This is a genomic window from Bradyrhizobium sp. ISRA442, assembly GCF_038085055.1.
In the GTDB taxonomy this organism is placed as follows: Bacteria; Pseudomonadota; Alphaproteobacteria; order Rhizobiales; family Xanthobacteraceae; genus Bradyrhizobium.
This window is the reverse complement of record NZ_JALGCN010000002.1, coordinates 261011-276247: the sequence shown is the minus strand read 5'-3', so window position 1 is coordinate 276247 and position 15237 is coordinate 261011. Positions and strand designations below refer to the sequence as shown.

The window sequence follows — 15237 nt, the reverse complement described above, 5'->3', positions numbered from 1 at the left end:
GCATCGGCTACACCAGAGCCGGTCCGGCTCCGCTCTCGCGCAGTCCTCGCGCGCTGTGCCTGGGGCCTGAAATGGCTCCGACTGCATCATGCAAAATGTTTCGATCCCGGCGGCGCTGATAGCCGGCCTCGTCAGCTTTCTCTCCCCCTGCGTCCTGCCCCTGGTTCCGCCCTATCTGATCTATCTCACCGGTGCCACGATCGAGCATGTCGAGAGCGAGGAGCCGGCATCGGCCTCCAAGCGCGCGGTCATGATGTCGGCGCTGCTGTTCGTTCTCGGCTTCTCCACGGTCTTCGTCGCCCTGGGTGCCAGCGCCTCACTGATCGGCGGGCTGATCCGCGCCTGGTCGGCCGAGCTTTCGATCCTCGCCGGCATCGTCATCATCGTGATGGGTCTGCACTTCCTCGGATTGACGCGCATTGGGTTCCTGATGCGCGAAGGCCGGCTGCCGATCCCGAAACCCGTCGGCCTCTGGGGCGCCTACGTCATGGGGCTTGCCTTCGCCTTCGGCTGGACGCCCTGCATCGGCCCGATCCTCGCCGCGATCCTCTCGATCGCCGCGGCAGAGGCGACGGTGACGAAGGGGGCAGGGCTGCTCGCGGTCTATTCCGCAGGTCTCGGCATTCCCTTCCTGATCGCCGCGCTGATGATCGAGCAGTTCTCGAAACTGTTCGCGCGCATGAAGCGGCAGCTCGTCAATGTCGAGCGCGCCATGGGCGTGTTGATGGTGATCACCGGAATCGGATTTCTGACCGGTGCTGTCTCGAACGTGAGCATCTGGCTGCTCGAGACGTTCCCGGTGCTTCAGACGATCGGTTAGGCGCTCACCGCGAAGCGCGCGAGCGCCTTGCGGTCGATCTCGATCCCGAGGCCGGGACCGTCGGGGACGCGAACAGTGCCGTCCTTGTGCTCGATCGGATTCTTCAGGACCGCCTGGCGGATGGGATGCTCGGTGCGGTCGAATTCGAGCAAGGGCTGGAGCGGCGCCAGCGACGTCGGCGTATGCGAGGGCAGCACTGCGAGAAGCTGAAGCGAGGCCGCGATCGCGATGCCGGTGCCCCAGACATGGGGATTGTATCGAATGCCGAACGCCTCGCTCATATCGGCGATCTTCTTGCATTCGCTGAAACCCCCGGCCGCGCAGGTGTCGGGCTGGGCGATGTCCAGCGCATGGGAGGCGAACATCTCACGGAAGCCGAAGCGGGTGAACTCGCATTCGCCGCCCGCGATGGGAATGGTCAGCGCGGATCTCACCGCGCGATAGCCCGCGATGTCCTCCGGCGGAACAGGCTCCTCGAACCAGGCGATATCGTGGCGTTCGATCAGGCGGCCGAGCCGGATCGCCGCCGTCGAGTCATAGGCGTGGTTCGCATCGACCATCAGCGCGACATCCGGGCCGATCGCCTCGCGCACCGCACGCGTCACCGCGGCATCCTCGGCGATATCGAAGCCGACCTTCAGCTTCACCGCACCGAACCCTTCCGCGGCATAACCGGCCGCTTCCTCCGGGAGGTACTGCAGCGGGTCGCCTGATTTGCGCCGGTAGAGTCCGGTTGCATAGGCCTGCACCTCCAGGCGCGCCGCGCCGCCGAGGAGCTGATGCACGGGCACGCCGAAGTGCTTGCCCTTGACGTCCCACAGAGCGATGTCGATGCCGCTCAGTCCCTGGATGACGACGCCCTTTTGGCCGTGATCGCGCAAGCGTGCGTAGATAGTCTGCCACAGCACGTCGGTGCGCAACGGATCCTCACCGATCAGCCATGGCGCGACGCTTTGAACCACCGCGGCGGTCATCCTCGCCGGCCCGTAGCATTCGCCCCAGCCGATGACGCCCGCATCGGTCTCGATCTCGACCAGCATCGCGGTGCGCGTGTCGTACCAGGCCCGCGAATAGGCAAAGGGCTGCGACAGCTTTGCTTCGAGAACGTGTGCGCGAACGTTGGTGATCTTCATGTCATGCCTGTCCTGTTGGTCCGCTTCAGCGCGCCTCGTCCAGCGCGCAACTGATGGTGTAGACGACGCCGCGCGGCAGGAAGTCGACGGTCGCTTCGCCGCCGAGCTGGTCGCGCGCGCTGCGCTCGATCAGGCGCGAGCCGAAGCCGCGCTGAACGGGGGCCGTCACGGGCGGTCCACCGATCTCGGTCCAGATCAGCCGCAGCCGCGGCTTCGGCGAATCGGCGATCACCTCCCAATCCAGCGTTACCCTGCCGGTCTCGTTGGACAGCGCGCCGTATTTCGCGGCGTTAGTGGCCATCTCGTGCACGATCATCGAGAGCACCACGGCAAGCCGCGGCGACAGCGGCGCCGTGGGGCCGAACATCCGGATGCGTTCGGGAGCGGTAAGCATGAAGGCCTGTAGCACGCGGTCGAGCACGTCCTTCAGCTCCGAGCCCTGCCACTTCTCCTGGCTCAACAGATTATGCGCCTCGGCGAGCGCGCCGAGCCGCCCCTCGAACTTCGTCCGCTCGTCCCGGCTCGCGCTGCGGAAGGTCTGCACCGCGATCGCCTGCATCAGCGCCAGCGTATTCTTGACGCGATGGTTGAGCTCCTCGATCAGCAGGTCGTGCAGCATCTCGCCGCGCGCGATCGTGGTCGCCATCCGCACCGCGAAGGTGAGGCCGATCAGGAGCAGCACGCCGCCGATCAGGCCGGTGATCGCGATGTTGCGCCAAAGCGGCGCGATCAGCGAACTCTCCGCGACGCCTGCGGCGACCGTCCAGCCGGTCAGCCTCGAGCGCGTATAGGCGGCTGCGAGCGCGACACCGTCGAGCGAGATCGTCGGGAGGGCGGCTTCGCTCGCGCGAAACATCGCGTTGTAGAGCGAAGGTGAGGCCCGCTTGCCGAACGTCTCGGCTGGATTGGGCGTGCGTGCGAACACGAAGCCCTTGGTGTCCAGAAGCGAGACCGCCCAGTGGTCGTCGGGCCGTTGTTGCTCGACCAGCCGCTGGAAGACGTCGATCGGCGGGCTGAACGAGAGCGCGTAGACGACCTCGCCGTTGCGCAGCACGGGGACTTCGACCGTCACGATCGGGCGCTTCTTGACCGAGCCGATGAACAGATCGGAATATTGCGGCGCCTTGCTCGCAAAGACCCGCTCCACGATCGCATGATTGTTGCGCGGCGGCAGGCTCGCCGTATCGGTCGTCACGGTCGAGAATATCTGACGTCCGGACCTGTCGGCAACGAGCAGGACGCTGTCTCCGCCGTACTGGGCGATGAAGCCGTCCGCCAAGCGCCGGAAGCCGTCGAAGTCACCGCTTCGCAAGGAGTCGCTGAGCGCGAGCACTTGCAATCCACCCGTCATCCGCTGAACCTCGGAGTCGAGCACGAGGCGCATGCTGCGGACCGTCTCCAACACCCGGCGCGTCGCATTGCTGCGATCCTGGTCGTAGTTGTAGTAGGCGAGGCCGACGGCAAAGACGATCAGCGGCAGCGTCGTTCCTGCGACCAGGAGAGCGAGCCGGACCGGCAGGGTGAGCTTTGACAAACGCAGATGCCCTAGCTCCGGCGCGACGGCGCCGGACGGGCGGAGCATAAAGCAGCGCCGCGATTGTGCCACCCCGCATTTTGATCGCGTGGACGGCACTCAAGCTGCAGTGCAAAAGCGCCGGCAGATTGCTCGATCGCGGCGCCATGATGCAACATGCCAGGCGAACATGGCCTATAGTGGATTCTGGTCCGCCAATCGCGGCGCAACTCACGACGCGCGGCTGACAAGTCCGATCCGCGTTTGAGAGTGACCCAATGAAGCATTGGATCCACCGGCTGCCAGGGTTGGAGACGCTCCGTCTATATGAGGCAGCGTGGCTTCCGCATGATATCTTCGCCGGGGTTGTCCTGGCGACAATGCTCGTTCCGGTTGGAATCGCCTACGCGGCGGCATCGGGCCTGCCTGGCATCTATGGTCTTTACGCAACAATCGTGCCGCTGCTGGTCTACGCGTTGTTCGGCCCAAGCCGCATACTTGTCCTGGGCCCGGACTCGGCGCTTGTGGGGATCATCCTGGGTGTTGTCACTCCGTTGGCCGGCGGCGATCCCCTGCGGGCCGCGACGCTCGCCGGCATGATGGCGATCGTTTCGGGGATAGTGTGCATTCTGGCGGGTCTTGCGCGCCTGGGCTTTGTCACCGAACTTCTCTCCAAGCCGATCCGTTATGGCTACATGAACGGAATAGCGCTGACCGTCTTGATCAGCCAATTGCCAACGCTTTTCGGCTTCTCCATCGAGAGCAAAGGACCCTTGCAAAGCTTATTGGCGATCGTCGGCGCAATCCTGGAAGGACGGACAAACTGGGTCGCGCTCGGGATCGGGCTCGCCACATTGGTCGTGATCCTTCTTCTCAAGGACAGCAAGCGACTCCCAGGCATCCTGATCGCGGTTGTCGGGGCAACGATCGTTGTCGGTGTGCTGGATCTTGGAGCAGCTTACGGCTTGAAGGTCGTGGGTCCTCTTCCTCAGGGGCTGCCGGGTTTCGTCGTTCCCTGGATCAGCTACGGCGATGTGGTCCCGGTGCTGGTCGGCGGTTGCGCAATCGCGCTGGTGTCATTTGCCGATACCAGTGTGCTGTCACGTGCCTATGCCGCAAGGTTGGGGGCGCGGGCCGATCCGAACCAGGAATTGGTGGGGCTTGGTGCCGCCAATCTGGTGACCGGATTCTTTCAGGGCTTCTCGATCAGCAGCAGCAGTTCGCGTACACCCGTTGCGGAAGCCGCCGGCGCTCGGACCCAACTCGCCAGTGTCGTTGGCGCACTTGCCATCGCTGCACTCCTGCTGGTGGCGCCGAATCTCCTTCGGCATTTGCCCAGCGCGGCATTGGCGGCCGTGGTCATCGCCGCGGCGATCGGCTTGGTTGAGATCGCCGACCTCAAGCGAATCTATCGCATTCAGCGCTGGGAATTCTGGTTGGCGATCGTCTGCTTTGTCGGTGTCGCAGTGCTCGGTGTGATTCCGGGAATAGGTCTGGCGATCGCAATCGCCATCGTTGAGTTTCTCTGGGACGGCTGGCGCCCTCACTCCGCCGTATTGGGGCGCGCCGACGGCGTCAAAGGCTATCACGACATCACGAGGTACCCGGATGCGCGCCGCATCCCCGGGCTGGTCCTGTTTCGGTGGGATGCGCCGCTGTTCTTCGCCAACGCTGAATTCTTCAAGGAACGTGTCCTGGATGCCGTAGCGACATCGCCAACACCCGTACGCTGGCTGGTCGTTGCGGCGGAGCCGGTGACCAGTGTGGACGTCACTGCCTGCGATGTGGTTGCCGAATTGGATCAGGCGCTGCATGCGCAGGGCATAGAGTTGTGCTTTGCCGAGCTGAAGGATCCGGCAAAGGACAAGCTGAAGAAATTCGGCTTGTTCGCGCAGCTTGGCGAGAACTATTTCTTTCCAACCATCGGCGTCGCCGTTTCTCGTTATCTGTGAAGTGGGACGACTGGGAGGACCGAACCGAAGGCTAGGTCATTTGCCGGCTTTCGAGCGTACGCGGAACCGCCTCGGCGCCGAAGTGCAAAGACCGATTGCGTGATCCGCCGGTGCCGAGGCTATAGATTACTTTCGTCGCCCGCGCCGGTCGCAGCACGAAATTTTGCAGCGCAATCGCCTGCAGCGCTCAGGTCATGCTGATCGCGGTCAGCACCAGGCAGATAGCGTAAACGGCAGCCAGGCTCAGCCCGGCGATCCTGGCTTCCCGATATGGGGACATGAGGTCAGCTCCGGAAGGCGGTCGCCGCGAAGGCGACCGCCTGGTTTCCATCGCATCTCGATCAATCGATTTCCTGAACCACCGTTCGCGTGCCCGGATCCACGAGCATCACGCGATCGCCGGAGTAGACATAGCGATATTGCGTCAGGGACGGACCCCAGTCCGCCGGAACCGCCTCGAGCTCGACGTCTTGCGGCACCGTCCCGCCGACGATGATCTTTTCCTTCGTCACGATCGGGCGCACGCGGTGCTCGGTGATATAGCTTTTGATCTTGGTACGGTATTGCGGCTCGATCTGAACCGCGGCGTGACCGGTTCCGGTCGTCGTCGTCACGGTGGTTTGCGCGATCGCGCCGGTCGAGATAAAGACCGCCGCCGCAGAAAGCAGGAACAGCTTTTTCATCTTGTTCTCCTCAAACGAACTAAGTGCGGCATCAACAACTCACGTTGAGCGACGTTCCCGGGACGAGGAACAAACTGCCGCTTCTTCCCGTTCAAGGATCGTCCGATCCGGAACACCCGGCGGACCAAATGAAGCTGGAGATGGTAACCGCAGCGCTGATGGTTGCTGGAGGGAGGTGTTTGCGGCCGACGAATTCTATGTCGTCCAGGACATCAAGACGAAGAGGCGCACCGTCGTCGACAAGAAGCCGGCGCACAGCCCATGACCGTCATCAGTCCCTCTCGCGAGTGATCGCGGAAAAGCCCGTCGCGAACGAACTACAGGTTACTCTCGGTGATCGCGGCGTAGACCATGCTGCGCAGCTCGCGGCGGATCGGATAGGCGCTCGACGGCAGCACCTGCGTCATGAAGATCGCGATCAGCTCCTCGGCCGGATCGATCCAGAATGACGTCGTGGCCGCGCCGCCCCAATTGTACTCGCCGGGGCTGCCGGCGATCAGCGTTTCGGCCGGGCGCATGGTCACGGCGAAGCCGAGACCGAAGCCGATGCCGTTATACGTCGCCTCGCAGAACAATGAGCGCGACACTTCCGGGAGCGCGCGGCCACCCGGAATGTGGTTGGTCGTCATCAGCGCCAGCGTCTTCGGTCCAATCAGCCGGACGCCGCCGAGCTCGCCGCCGTTGAGCAGCGCGCGGCAGAAGGTGAGATAGTCGGCAACCGTCGAGCACAGGCCGCCTCCGCCCGAGATGAAGGAGGGCGGCGACAGAAACGAACTCGTCGTCGGGTCGTCCTGGAGCGTCAGGCCCTCGCGGCGCTGACCGGCATGGAAGGTCATGCCGCCACCCGGATCGGCGGAATAGCAGGCGGCGAAGCGATGCGCCTTGGAGGCCGGCACGTGGAAATCGGTGTCAATCATGCCGAGCGGATCGAGGATCCGCTGCTTCAGAAACTGCTCGAACGGAATCCCTGAGATCTTGCCGATGAGGTAGCCGATCACGTCGGTTGAGACCGAGTAGTTCCAGGCTTCTCCGGGCGAGAACTCCAGCGGGATCTTGGCGAGCCCCTCGATCATCGTTTGCAGCGTACCGGATTTCTCCACCTCGCCGATCTTCTCGGCGCGGTACGCGGCATCGACGTTGGAGCGCTGCTGGAAGCCGTAGGTGAGACCGGAGGTGTGGCGCAGGAGGTCGACGATCAGCATGGGCCGGGTCGGCGGCCGGGTCAGGAAGGCCGGCGAGGTGCCGGCGACGAACACGCCGAGATCCTTCCATTCCGGAATGTATTTGGCAACGGGCTCGTCGATCGCGACGAGGCCCTCCTCGACCAGCATCATGAAGGCGACGCTGGTGAGCGGCTTGGTCATGGAATAAATGCGGTAGATGGTGTCGTCCTTGACCGGCAGCTTGCGCTCGACGTCGGCAAGGCCCTGGACCGAGCTGTGCGCGACCTTGCCGCGACGGTAGACGAGGAGATGCGTGCCGGGGAAGCGGCCGGCATCGATGTACCGGTTCTTCAGATGCGCATCGATGCGGTCGAGCGCAGCCTTGGACATGCCGACGGATTCGGGGGAGGCGGGAGTGGGGGCGAGCATCAGTTCCTCCGGGCAGTTTTTGTAGGCCAGTTGATAGCGAAATGGCGCGCCCATTCCAAGCCGGTCGCGCTTAACGCAGCCGGGTCGAGTGGTGTAGGCTGCACTCTGGAACGCTTCCAGGGAGCCCACCGGGCCAACGAGAAAAATTGAGAGCAGGCAGCCTATGACCCAGTTCAGCGAGACCGAACTCACCGAAGCCGTCGTCCGCAGTTTCGACAATACACCGACCCCACGCGCGAAATTCCTGCTCCAGGAACTGGTGAAGTCGCTGCACGATTACGTGAGCAAGACCGGTCTCAGCTTCGAGGAATGGGAATATGCGATCGACTTCCTGACCCGTACCGGCCAGAAATGCACCGACACGCGGCAGGAATTCATCCTCCTGTCCGACGTGCTCGGCGTCTCCATGCTGGTCGATGCCGTCAACCATCGCGATCGCGACGGCGCCACCCAGACCACCGTGCTCGGCCCCTTCTATGTCGGCGAGCACAAGGTGACCGCGCACGGCACCGACATCTCCCCGAACAACCTGACCGGCGAGAAGATGTTCGTGCAAAGCCGCGTCACCGATCTCCAGGGTAAGCCGCTCGCAGGCGTCCCCGTCGACGTCTGGCATGCGGATGACGACGGCTTCTACGATTCACAGAAGCCGAACTACGACGAGGTCGGCGCCTCGGCGCGGGCGCGCTTCGTGACGGATAGCGACGGCCGCTTCTTCTTCCGCACCATCCTGCCCTGCAGCTACCCGATCCCGACCGATGGGCCGGTCGGCGAGATGATCATGCAGACCAAGCGTCATCCGATGCGCCCCGCGCACGTGCATTTCCTGGTGAACGCGAAGGGCTTTGAGCCGCTGATCACCCACGTCTTCATCGGCGGCGACAAATATCTCGATTCCGACGTGGTGTTCGGGGTCAAGGACGACCTCATCGCCAAGGTAGAGCCGCGCGACGATCCGGCGATGCCCGACGGCACCAAGTCCAATGGGCGCTGGCACCTGATGAGTTACGAATTCCACCTCAAGCCGGGCGGCGGCCAGGCCCCGAAGCCGCTCGGGGTGAAGGTCGGGGAGCCCGCCTGAAAAGACGCACCCCGGCGCCGCCTAGTTTATATGCGGCGCACAAAAATTGAGCGGGCCGCAAGTTCCGCGTGCGGAAGGCGGCCCGCGACAATCTGTTCCTGTGGGCGTAATTCATTGATCTACATGTAATATTTGCGTCGATCGGCTTGGCACAAAGCTTGAATAGCTTGTGCCGACGCCATTGAAGCCGTCCCGCGAGACTTCTCATCCGACTTTGCCGACGCCACCGCGACGGGGGTCTCTCCCGTCATGCGTTCGCATGCGCCAATGGCGGCGTCACCGGACGAGCGGGCTCGTGTGCACTGACGCACTCATTTCCTGCAACGACGCAAAGGACGACACGACCTATGACCAAGCGCATTCGCCGGCCCTCGGAGAGTGGCCTCAGCCGCCGTCAATTGTTGAAGGCGACCGGCAGCACCGCCGCACTTCTCGCCGCCGCCAAATTGAATTTCCCCGCCGGTGCGTTCGCGCAAGACACAGGCCCCGAGGTCAAGGGCGCCAAGCTCGGCTTCATCGCACTCACCGATGCGACCCCGCTGTTCGTTGCGAAGGAGAAGGGTATCTTCGCCAAATTCGGCATGCCCGATGTCGAGGTGCAGAAGCAGGCCTCCTGGGGCACGACGCGCGACAACCTGGTGCTCGGCTCGGAAGGCAACGGCATCGATGGCGCGCATATCCTCACGCCGATGCCGTACCTGATCTCCGCCGGCAAGGTGACGCAGAACAACCAGCCAACGCCGATGTACATCCTGGCGCGGCTCAATCTCAACGGCCAGTGCATCTCGGTGGCGAAGGAATATGCCGACGTCAAGGTCGGCATCGACACCGCGCCCTTCAAGATCGCCCTCGAGAAGAAGAAGAAGGCCTCCGGCAAGGCCGTGAAGGCGGCGATGACCTTTCCCGGCGGCACCCACGATCTCTGGATCCGCTACTGGCTCGCCGCCGGCGGTATCGATCCGGACAAGGACATCGAGACCATCGTCGTGCCGCCGCCGCAGATGGTCGCCAACATGAAGGTTGGCACGATGGACTGCTTCTGCGTTTGCGAGCCTTGGAATCTCCAGCTCATCCACCAGGAGATCGGCTACACCGCGATCACCACCGGGGAGCTCTGGGACAAGCATCCCGAAAAGTCGCTTGGCATGCGCGCGGCCTGGGTCGACAAATACCCGAAGGCGGCGAAGGCCCTGCTGATGGCGGTGATGGAAGCCCAGCAATGGGCCGAGAAGGTCGAGAACCGTGAGGAAGCCGCAGCCATCTGCGCCAAGCGGCAGTGGATCAACTGCCCGGTCGAGGACGTCACCGACCGCATGAAGGGCAAGTTCGACTACGGCACCGGCCGTGTGGTCGAGAATTCGCCGCAGCAGATGCGTTTCTGGAAGGACCACGCCTCCTATCCGTTCCAGAGCCACGATCTCTGGTTCATGACGGAGGACATCCGCTGGGGCAAGTACGAGCCCGGCTTCGACAGCAAGGCGCTGATTGCCAAGGTCAATCGCGAGGACCTCTGGAAAGACGCGGCCAAGGCGCTCGGCGTAGCAAGCTCCGACATCCCGACCTCCACCTCGCGCGGCAAGGAGACCTTCTTCGACGGCAAGGTGTTCGATCCTGAAAATCCGGCTGCCTATCTGAAGTCGCTCGCGATCAAGCGCGTCGAAGTCTGATGGAGCCCGCGGCCGCCGTCAGGCGGCCGCATCGTCTTGGGAAGCCGGAGAAGATTGCGATGAACATGCCTGCCACGAAGATGGACATTGAAACTGCGACCCCCGCGGGTGCCGCCGCGCCGATCGTTGCGATGACACCGAAGCGCCCGTCGCGAAGCGAGACTTACGTGCGGATGGCGAAAGAGGCGGCTGTGCGCGTCATTCCGCCGCTCGTCGTGCTCGCGCTGTTGACGCTGATGTGGGAGCTCGTCTGCCGCCGCGCCGGCTCGACCCTGCCGCCGCCGTCGAAGGTGTTCAAGGACACCAAGGAGCTGATCTTCGATCCGTTCTTCGACCATGGCGGCATCGACAAGGGCCTGTTCTGGCATCTCTCCGCCAGTCTCCAGCGTGTCGCCTTCGGCTATTCGCTCTCCGCGGTCGCCGGCATCGCACTCGGTGTGCTGGTCGGGCAGTCGGTCTGGGCGATGCGCGGGCTCGATCCGCTATTCCAGGTGCTGCGCACGATTCCGCCGCTCGCCTGGCTGCCGCTCTCGCTCGCGGCTTTCCGCGACGGCCAGCCGTCGGCGATCTTCGTCATCTTCATCACCTCGATCTGGCCGATCATCATCAACACCGCGGTGGGCGTCCGCAACATCCCACAGGACTACCGCAACGTCGCCGCGGTGGTGCAGCTTAATCCGCTGGAGTTCTTCGCCAAGATCATGATCCCGGCAGCCGCACCCTACATCTTCACGGGGCTTCGCATCGGCATTGGCCTCTCATGGCTCGCGATCGTCGCGGCCGAGATGCTGATCGGAGGCGTCGGCATCGGCTTCTTCATCTGGGACGCCTGGAACTCCTCGCATATCAGCGAGATCATCCTGGCGCTGTTCTATGTCGGCATCGTCGGCTTCGTGCTCGATCGCCTGATCGCGGGCCTCGGCAAGATCGTCACCCGCGGCACCGCGCAGAACTGAAGGAGAGGGCAAATGACCGCCTATCTGAAGCTCGACCACATCGACAAGACCTTTACCCGCGGCAGCGCGACGACCGAGGTGCTGAAGGAGATCAACCTCACCATCGAGAAGGGCGAATATGTCTCGATCATCGGTCACTCCGGTTGCGGCAAGTCGACCCTGCTCAACATCATCGCAGGCCTGACCCGTGCCACCACCGGCGGCGTGCTGCTCGAGAACCGCGAGGTGAATTCGCCGGGGCCTGATCGCGCCGTGGTGTTCCAGAACCACAGCCTGTTGCCCTGGCTCACCGTCTACGAGAACGTCAAGCTCGGCGTCGACAAGGTCTTCGCCAAGACCAAGTCGCGGGGCGAGCGCGAGGCCTGGGTCATGCACAATCTCAACCTCGTGCAGATGGCGCATGCCAAGGACAAGCGTCCCTCGGAGATCTCCGGCGGAATGAAGCAGCGCGTCGGCATTGCTCGCGCACTTGCGATGGAGCCGAAGGTTCTCCTGCTCGACGAACCCTTCGGTGCGCTCGACGCGCTGACCCGCGCGCATTTGCAGGATTCGGTGATGGCGCTGCATCAGAAGCTCGGCAATACCATCCTGATGATCACCCACGACGTCGACGAGGCCGTGCTGCTGTCCGACCGCATCGTGATGATGACCAATGGCCCGTCCGCGCGCATCGGCGAGGTGCTGGACGTGCCGCTCGCGCGCCCGCGCAAGCGGCTCGAGCTCGCGACCAACGCCGCTTATCTGAAGTGCCGGCGGCGCGTGCTCGAATTCCTTTATGAGCGTCATCGCTTCGTTGAGGCGGCGTAAACCAAGGTTTAACGCGCAGACCGTCTACGCCTAAATAATCGACATCTCGCTCAATCCTTGTGCGCCGCACAAGGATTGAGCGAATCGCAAAATTAGCGTGCGAAAACGACATGCAAGCATTTCGGGCAAGGCGAATAAAGCGCTGAAATCCCTGTATTTCCAGATCTCTCGCAGTTGGCACGGAAATTGAACTGTCAATTTGCGACGCCAACGACGACGTCCCTCAACATCATCAATCAGCATCGTGAACTCGCCACCGGGGGTGAAGCCTCGGAGCACGCCTCCATGCCTGGAGGCCGAGCCTGCAACGACGCAGCGGTGAGCCTGGAAGGGATTATCAATGACGAAAGATCCGACTCTGAACTCCACTTGGATTTCGGACTGGCGCCCCGAAGACGAGGCGTTCTGGAATGCGACTGGCAAGACTATCGCGCGACGCAATCTGATCTGGTCGATCGTAGCCGAGCATATCGGCTTCTCGGTCTGGCTGATCTGGAGCATTGTCACCACCAAGCTGCCCCAGGCAGGCTTTCACTACACCACCGACCAGCTCTTTCAGCTCGTCGCCGTCCCCGGCCTGATCGGGGCCTTGATGCGCTTCCCGTATACATTTGCGGTCACGACGTTCGGCGGCCGTAACTGGACTATCTTCAGCGCGGCGGTGCTGTTCATCCCGACGCTGTCGCTCGCCTATTTCGTGAGCGAGCCGGATACGCCGTTCTGGCTCATGCTGCTGATTGCCTCGACCGCGGGCCTCGGCGGCGGCAATTTCGCCTCCAGCATGACCAACATCTCCTTCTTCTTTCCCGACCGGATGAAGGGATCGGCGCTGGGTCTGAACGCGGCCGGCGGCAATATCGGCGTGTCCAGCGTGCAGCTTCTCACCCCGATCCTGATGACGCTCGGCGTCATCAACCTGTTCCAGGCGACGCCGGTCGACGGCATCTTCCTGCAGAACGCCGGCCTGATGTGGGTGCTGCCGATCGCAATCGCGGTGTTCGGTGCCGTGTTCTTCATGAACAACCTGACCTCGGCCAAGTCGTCGGTGAAGAACCAGCTCGCGATCGTCAAGCGCAAGCATACCTGGATCATGGCGTATCTCTATATCGGCACGTTCGGATCCTTCATCGGCTACTCGGCGGCGTTTCCGCTGCTGATCAAGACGCAGTTCCCGGCGATGACGATCTCGATCGCGTTCCTGGGACCGCTGGTCGGCTCGCTGTCGCGTCCGCTCGGCGGCTGGCTCGCCGACAAGGTCGGTGGCTCCATCATCACGTTCTGGAACTTCATCGCGATGGCGGCGGCGACGATCGGCGTACTCTACTTCGTCGGAGAGAAGGACTTCATCGGCTTCCTGTCGATGTTCCTGATCCTGTTCGTCACGACCGGCATCGGCAACGGCTCGACCTACCGGATGATCCCATCGATCTTCCGCGAGGAGAACCTGTTCAAGGTGCGCGGCAAGGGCGATGCGGCACGCGCGCTCGCATTGAAGACGGCGAGCATCGAGAGCGGTGCGGCAGTCGGCTTCATCGGCGCGATCGGCGCGGTCGGCGGCTACCTGATCCCGAGCGGCTTCGGCAAGTCGATCGCCCTGACCGGCGGCCCGCAGCTCGCGCTCGCGATCTATCTCGCCTTCTACGCCTCCTGCCTCGGGCTGACCTGGTGGTTCTACCTGCGTCGTGGCCCGCAGCGCGAAGGCGCGCCAAGCCTCGCCGAAGCGCGGGTCTGAGCTTGGCACAAAAGTCGCTTCCCCCCGTACGCGGGGGGAAGCAAACCCGAAGGCCGCAGAATAGGGGACTTTCATGAGTGAACCGCTCGTCATCGTCGGTAACGGTATGGCGGCCGCGCGTCTTGTCGACGAGCTCGCCAAGACCGCGCTCGGACGCTACGCCATTGCCGTGATCGGCGAGGAGCCGCGGCTCGCCTACAATCGCGTGCTGCTCTCCTCCGTACTTGCCGGCGAGACCGGCTCGCACGAGATTGAGCTGAGGCCGGCCGGCTGGTGGCGCGATCGCGGCGTCACCGTGCGTTACGGTTATCGCGTCACCGAGATCGACACCGGCCGTCGTGAGCTCAAGATCGCCGGCGAAGAGAGCATGGAATATTCGAAGCTCGTGCTCGCCACCGGCTCGACGCCGCTGCGGCTCAATGTTCCCGGCGCCGATCTTGCCGGCGTGCACACCTTTCGCGACAGCCGCGACGTCGACCTGCTGCTGACGCTCGCCGCCGCTAGGAAGCGCGTCGTCGTGATCGGCGGCGGCCTGCTCGGCCTCGAAGCGGCCTATGGCCTTGCCAAGGCCGGCGCGCCGGTGACGCTTCTGCATCTGATGGACCGGCTGATGGAGCGCCAGCTCGATCTGCCCGCCGCCGACCTGCTCAAGACGCTGGTCGAGCGCAAGGGCGTTCGCGTCATGCTCAACGCCTCGACTGCGCGCATCCATGGCGAAGGCCATGTCGAAGCAGTCGAGCTCGCCGACGGCAGCCGCATCGAGGCCGACGCCGTGATCTTTGCGGCCGGCATCAAGCCCAATGTCGCGCTCGCCAACGAGGCCGGCATCGCGGTGAACCGCGGCATCGTCGTCAACGACGTAATGCAGACTGCCTCGCCCGACATTTTCGCGCTCGGCGAATGCGCCGAGCATCGCGGCATCTGCTACGGCCTGGTCGAACCGGCCTACGAGCAGGCGCGCGTGCTGGCGCGGCATCTCGCCGGCCGCCCTGCGGCCTATCAGGGCAGCGTGGTTTCGACCAATCTGAAGGTGTCGGGCGTCAGCGTGTTCTCCGCCGGGGACTTCATCGGCGGCGAGGGCAGCGAGAGCCTCGTGCTCTCTGACGCCAAGCGCGGCACCTACAAGAAGCTCGTGATCGCCGACGGCCGGCTCACCGGCGCCGTGCTGATCGGCGATACCGTCGATGCGCTCTGGTATCTCGAGCTGATCCGCACCCGTGAGAAGATCGCGGCCATCCGCACCGACATGATGTTCGGCCGCGCGCTCGCGCTGCCGCCGAAAGCTGCTTGATGGTGTTGCC

11 protein-coding genes and 1 pseudogene are annotated in these 15237 nt (G+C 63.6%); 8 read left to right on the top strand and 4 right to left on the bottom strand.

Going from position 1 to position 15237, the window contains the following annotated elements; translation table 11 throughout:
* Positions 1–88 precede the first annotated feature (88 nt).
* Entirely contained in the window at positions 89–820 is a 732-nt protein-coding gene (locus MTR72_RS04360; protein WP_280965203.1) for a cytochrome c biogenesis CcdA family protein, read from the top strand.
* Here MTR72_RS04360 and MTR72_RS04355 read toward each other — a convergent pair.
* Positions 817–1953, bottom strand: a complete 1137-nt coding sequence (locus MTR72_RS04355) for a mandelate racemase/muconate lactonizing enzyme family protein (protein ID WP_280965202.1) — start codon at positions 1951–1953, stop codon at positions 817–819. The two genes, MTR72_RS04360 and MTR72_RS04355, sit on opposite strands and share 4 nt — an antisense overlap.
* Positions 1954–1978: 25 nt before the next feature.
* Positions 1979–3487, bottom strand: a complete 1509-nt coding sequence (locus MTR72_RS04350) for a sensor histidine kinase (RefSeq protein WP_280965201.1) — start codon at positions 3485–3487, stop codon at positions 1979–1981.
* Positions 3488–3744: 257 nt separating this feature from the next.
* Here MTR72_RS04350 and MTR72_RS04345 point away from each other — a divergent pair.
* Positions 3745–5453: pseudogene (locus MTR72_RS04345) on the top strand (SulP family inorganic anion transporter).
* A gap of 306 nt (positions 5454–5759) precedes the next feature.
* Here MTR72_RS04345 and MTR72_RS04340 read toward each other — a convergent pair.
* Positions 5760–6101 (bottom strand): DUF1236 domain-containing protein, encoded by a 342-nt coding sequence (locus tag MTR72_RS04340; protein ID WP_280965200.1) that lies wholly within the window; start codon positions 6099–6101, stop codon positions 5760–5762.
* 317 nt (positions 6102–6418) lie between these two features.
* The gene (locus tag MTR72_RS04335; RefSeq protein ID WP_341510122.1) at positions 6419–7693 is read right to left on the bottom strand and encodes a serine hydrolase domain-containing protein; all 1275 of its coding nucleotides are present in this window, start codon (positions 7691–7693) and stop codon (positions 6419–6421) included.
* A 163-nt stretch (positions 7694–7856) separates the two neighbouring features.
* Between MTR72_RS04335 and MTR72_RS04330 the strand changes: the two genes are divergently transcribed.
* The 6 genes from MTR72_RS04330 to MTR72_RS04305 all read left to right on the top strand — a co-directional run bounded on the left by MTR72_RS04330 (position 7857) and on the right by MTR72_RS04305 (position 15227).
* Positions 7857–8774, top strand: a complete 918-nt coding sequence (locus MTR72_RS04330; protein WP_280965198.1) for an intradiol ring-cleavage dioxygenase — start codon at positions 7857–7859, stop codon at positions 8772–8774.
* A gap of 347 nt (positions 8775–9121) precedes the next feature.
* Entirely contained in the window at positions 9122–10441 is a 1320-nt protein-coding gene (locus MTR72_RS04325; protein ID WP_280965197.1) for a CmpA/NrtA family ABC transporter substrate-binding protein, read from the top strand.
* 59 nt (positions 10442–10500) lie between these two features.
* Positions 10501–11397 (top strand): nitrate ABC transporter permease, encoded by an 897-nt coding sequence (ntrB, locus tag MTR72_RS04320; protein WP_280965196.1) that lies wholly within the window; start codon positions 10501–10503, stop codon positions 11395–11397.
* A 12-nt stretch (positions 11398–11409) separates the two neighbouring features.
* Positions 11410–12204 (top strand): ABC transporter ATP-binding protein, encoded by a 795-nt coding sequence (locus tag MTR72_RS04315; protein ID WP_280965195.1) that lies wholly within the window; start codon positions 11410–11412, stop codon positions 12202–12204.
* Positions 12205–12544: 340 nt separating this feature from the next.
* Positions 12545–13936, top strand: coding sequence for an MFS transporter (locus MTR72_RS04310; RefSeq protein WP_280965194.1), 1392 nt, complete (start codon positions 12545–12547; stop codon positions 13934–13936).
* Positions 13937–14009: 73 nt separating this feature from the next.
* On the top strand, positions 14010–15227 hold the full coding sequence (locus MTR72_RS04305; protein ID WP_280965193.1) for an NAD(P)/FAD-dependent oxidoreductase: 1218 nt from the start codon (positions 14010–14012) through the stop codon (positions 15225–15227).
* Positions 15228–15237 lie beyond the last annotated feature (10 nt).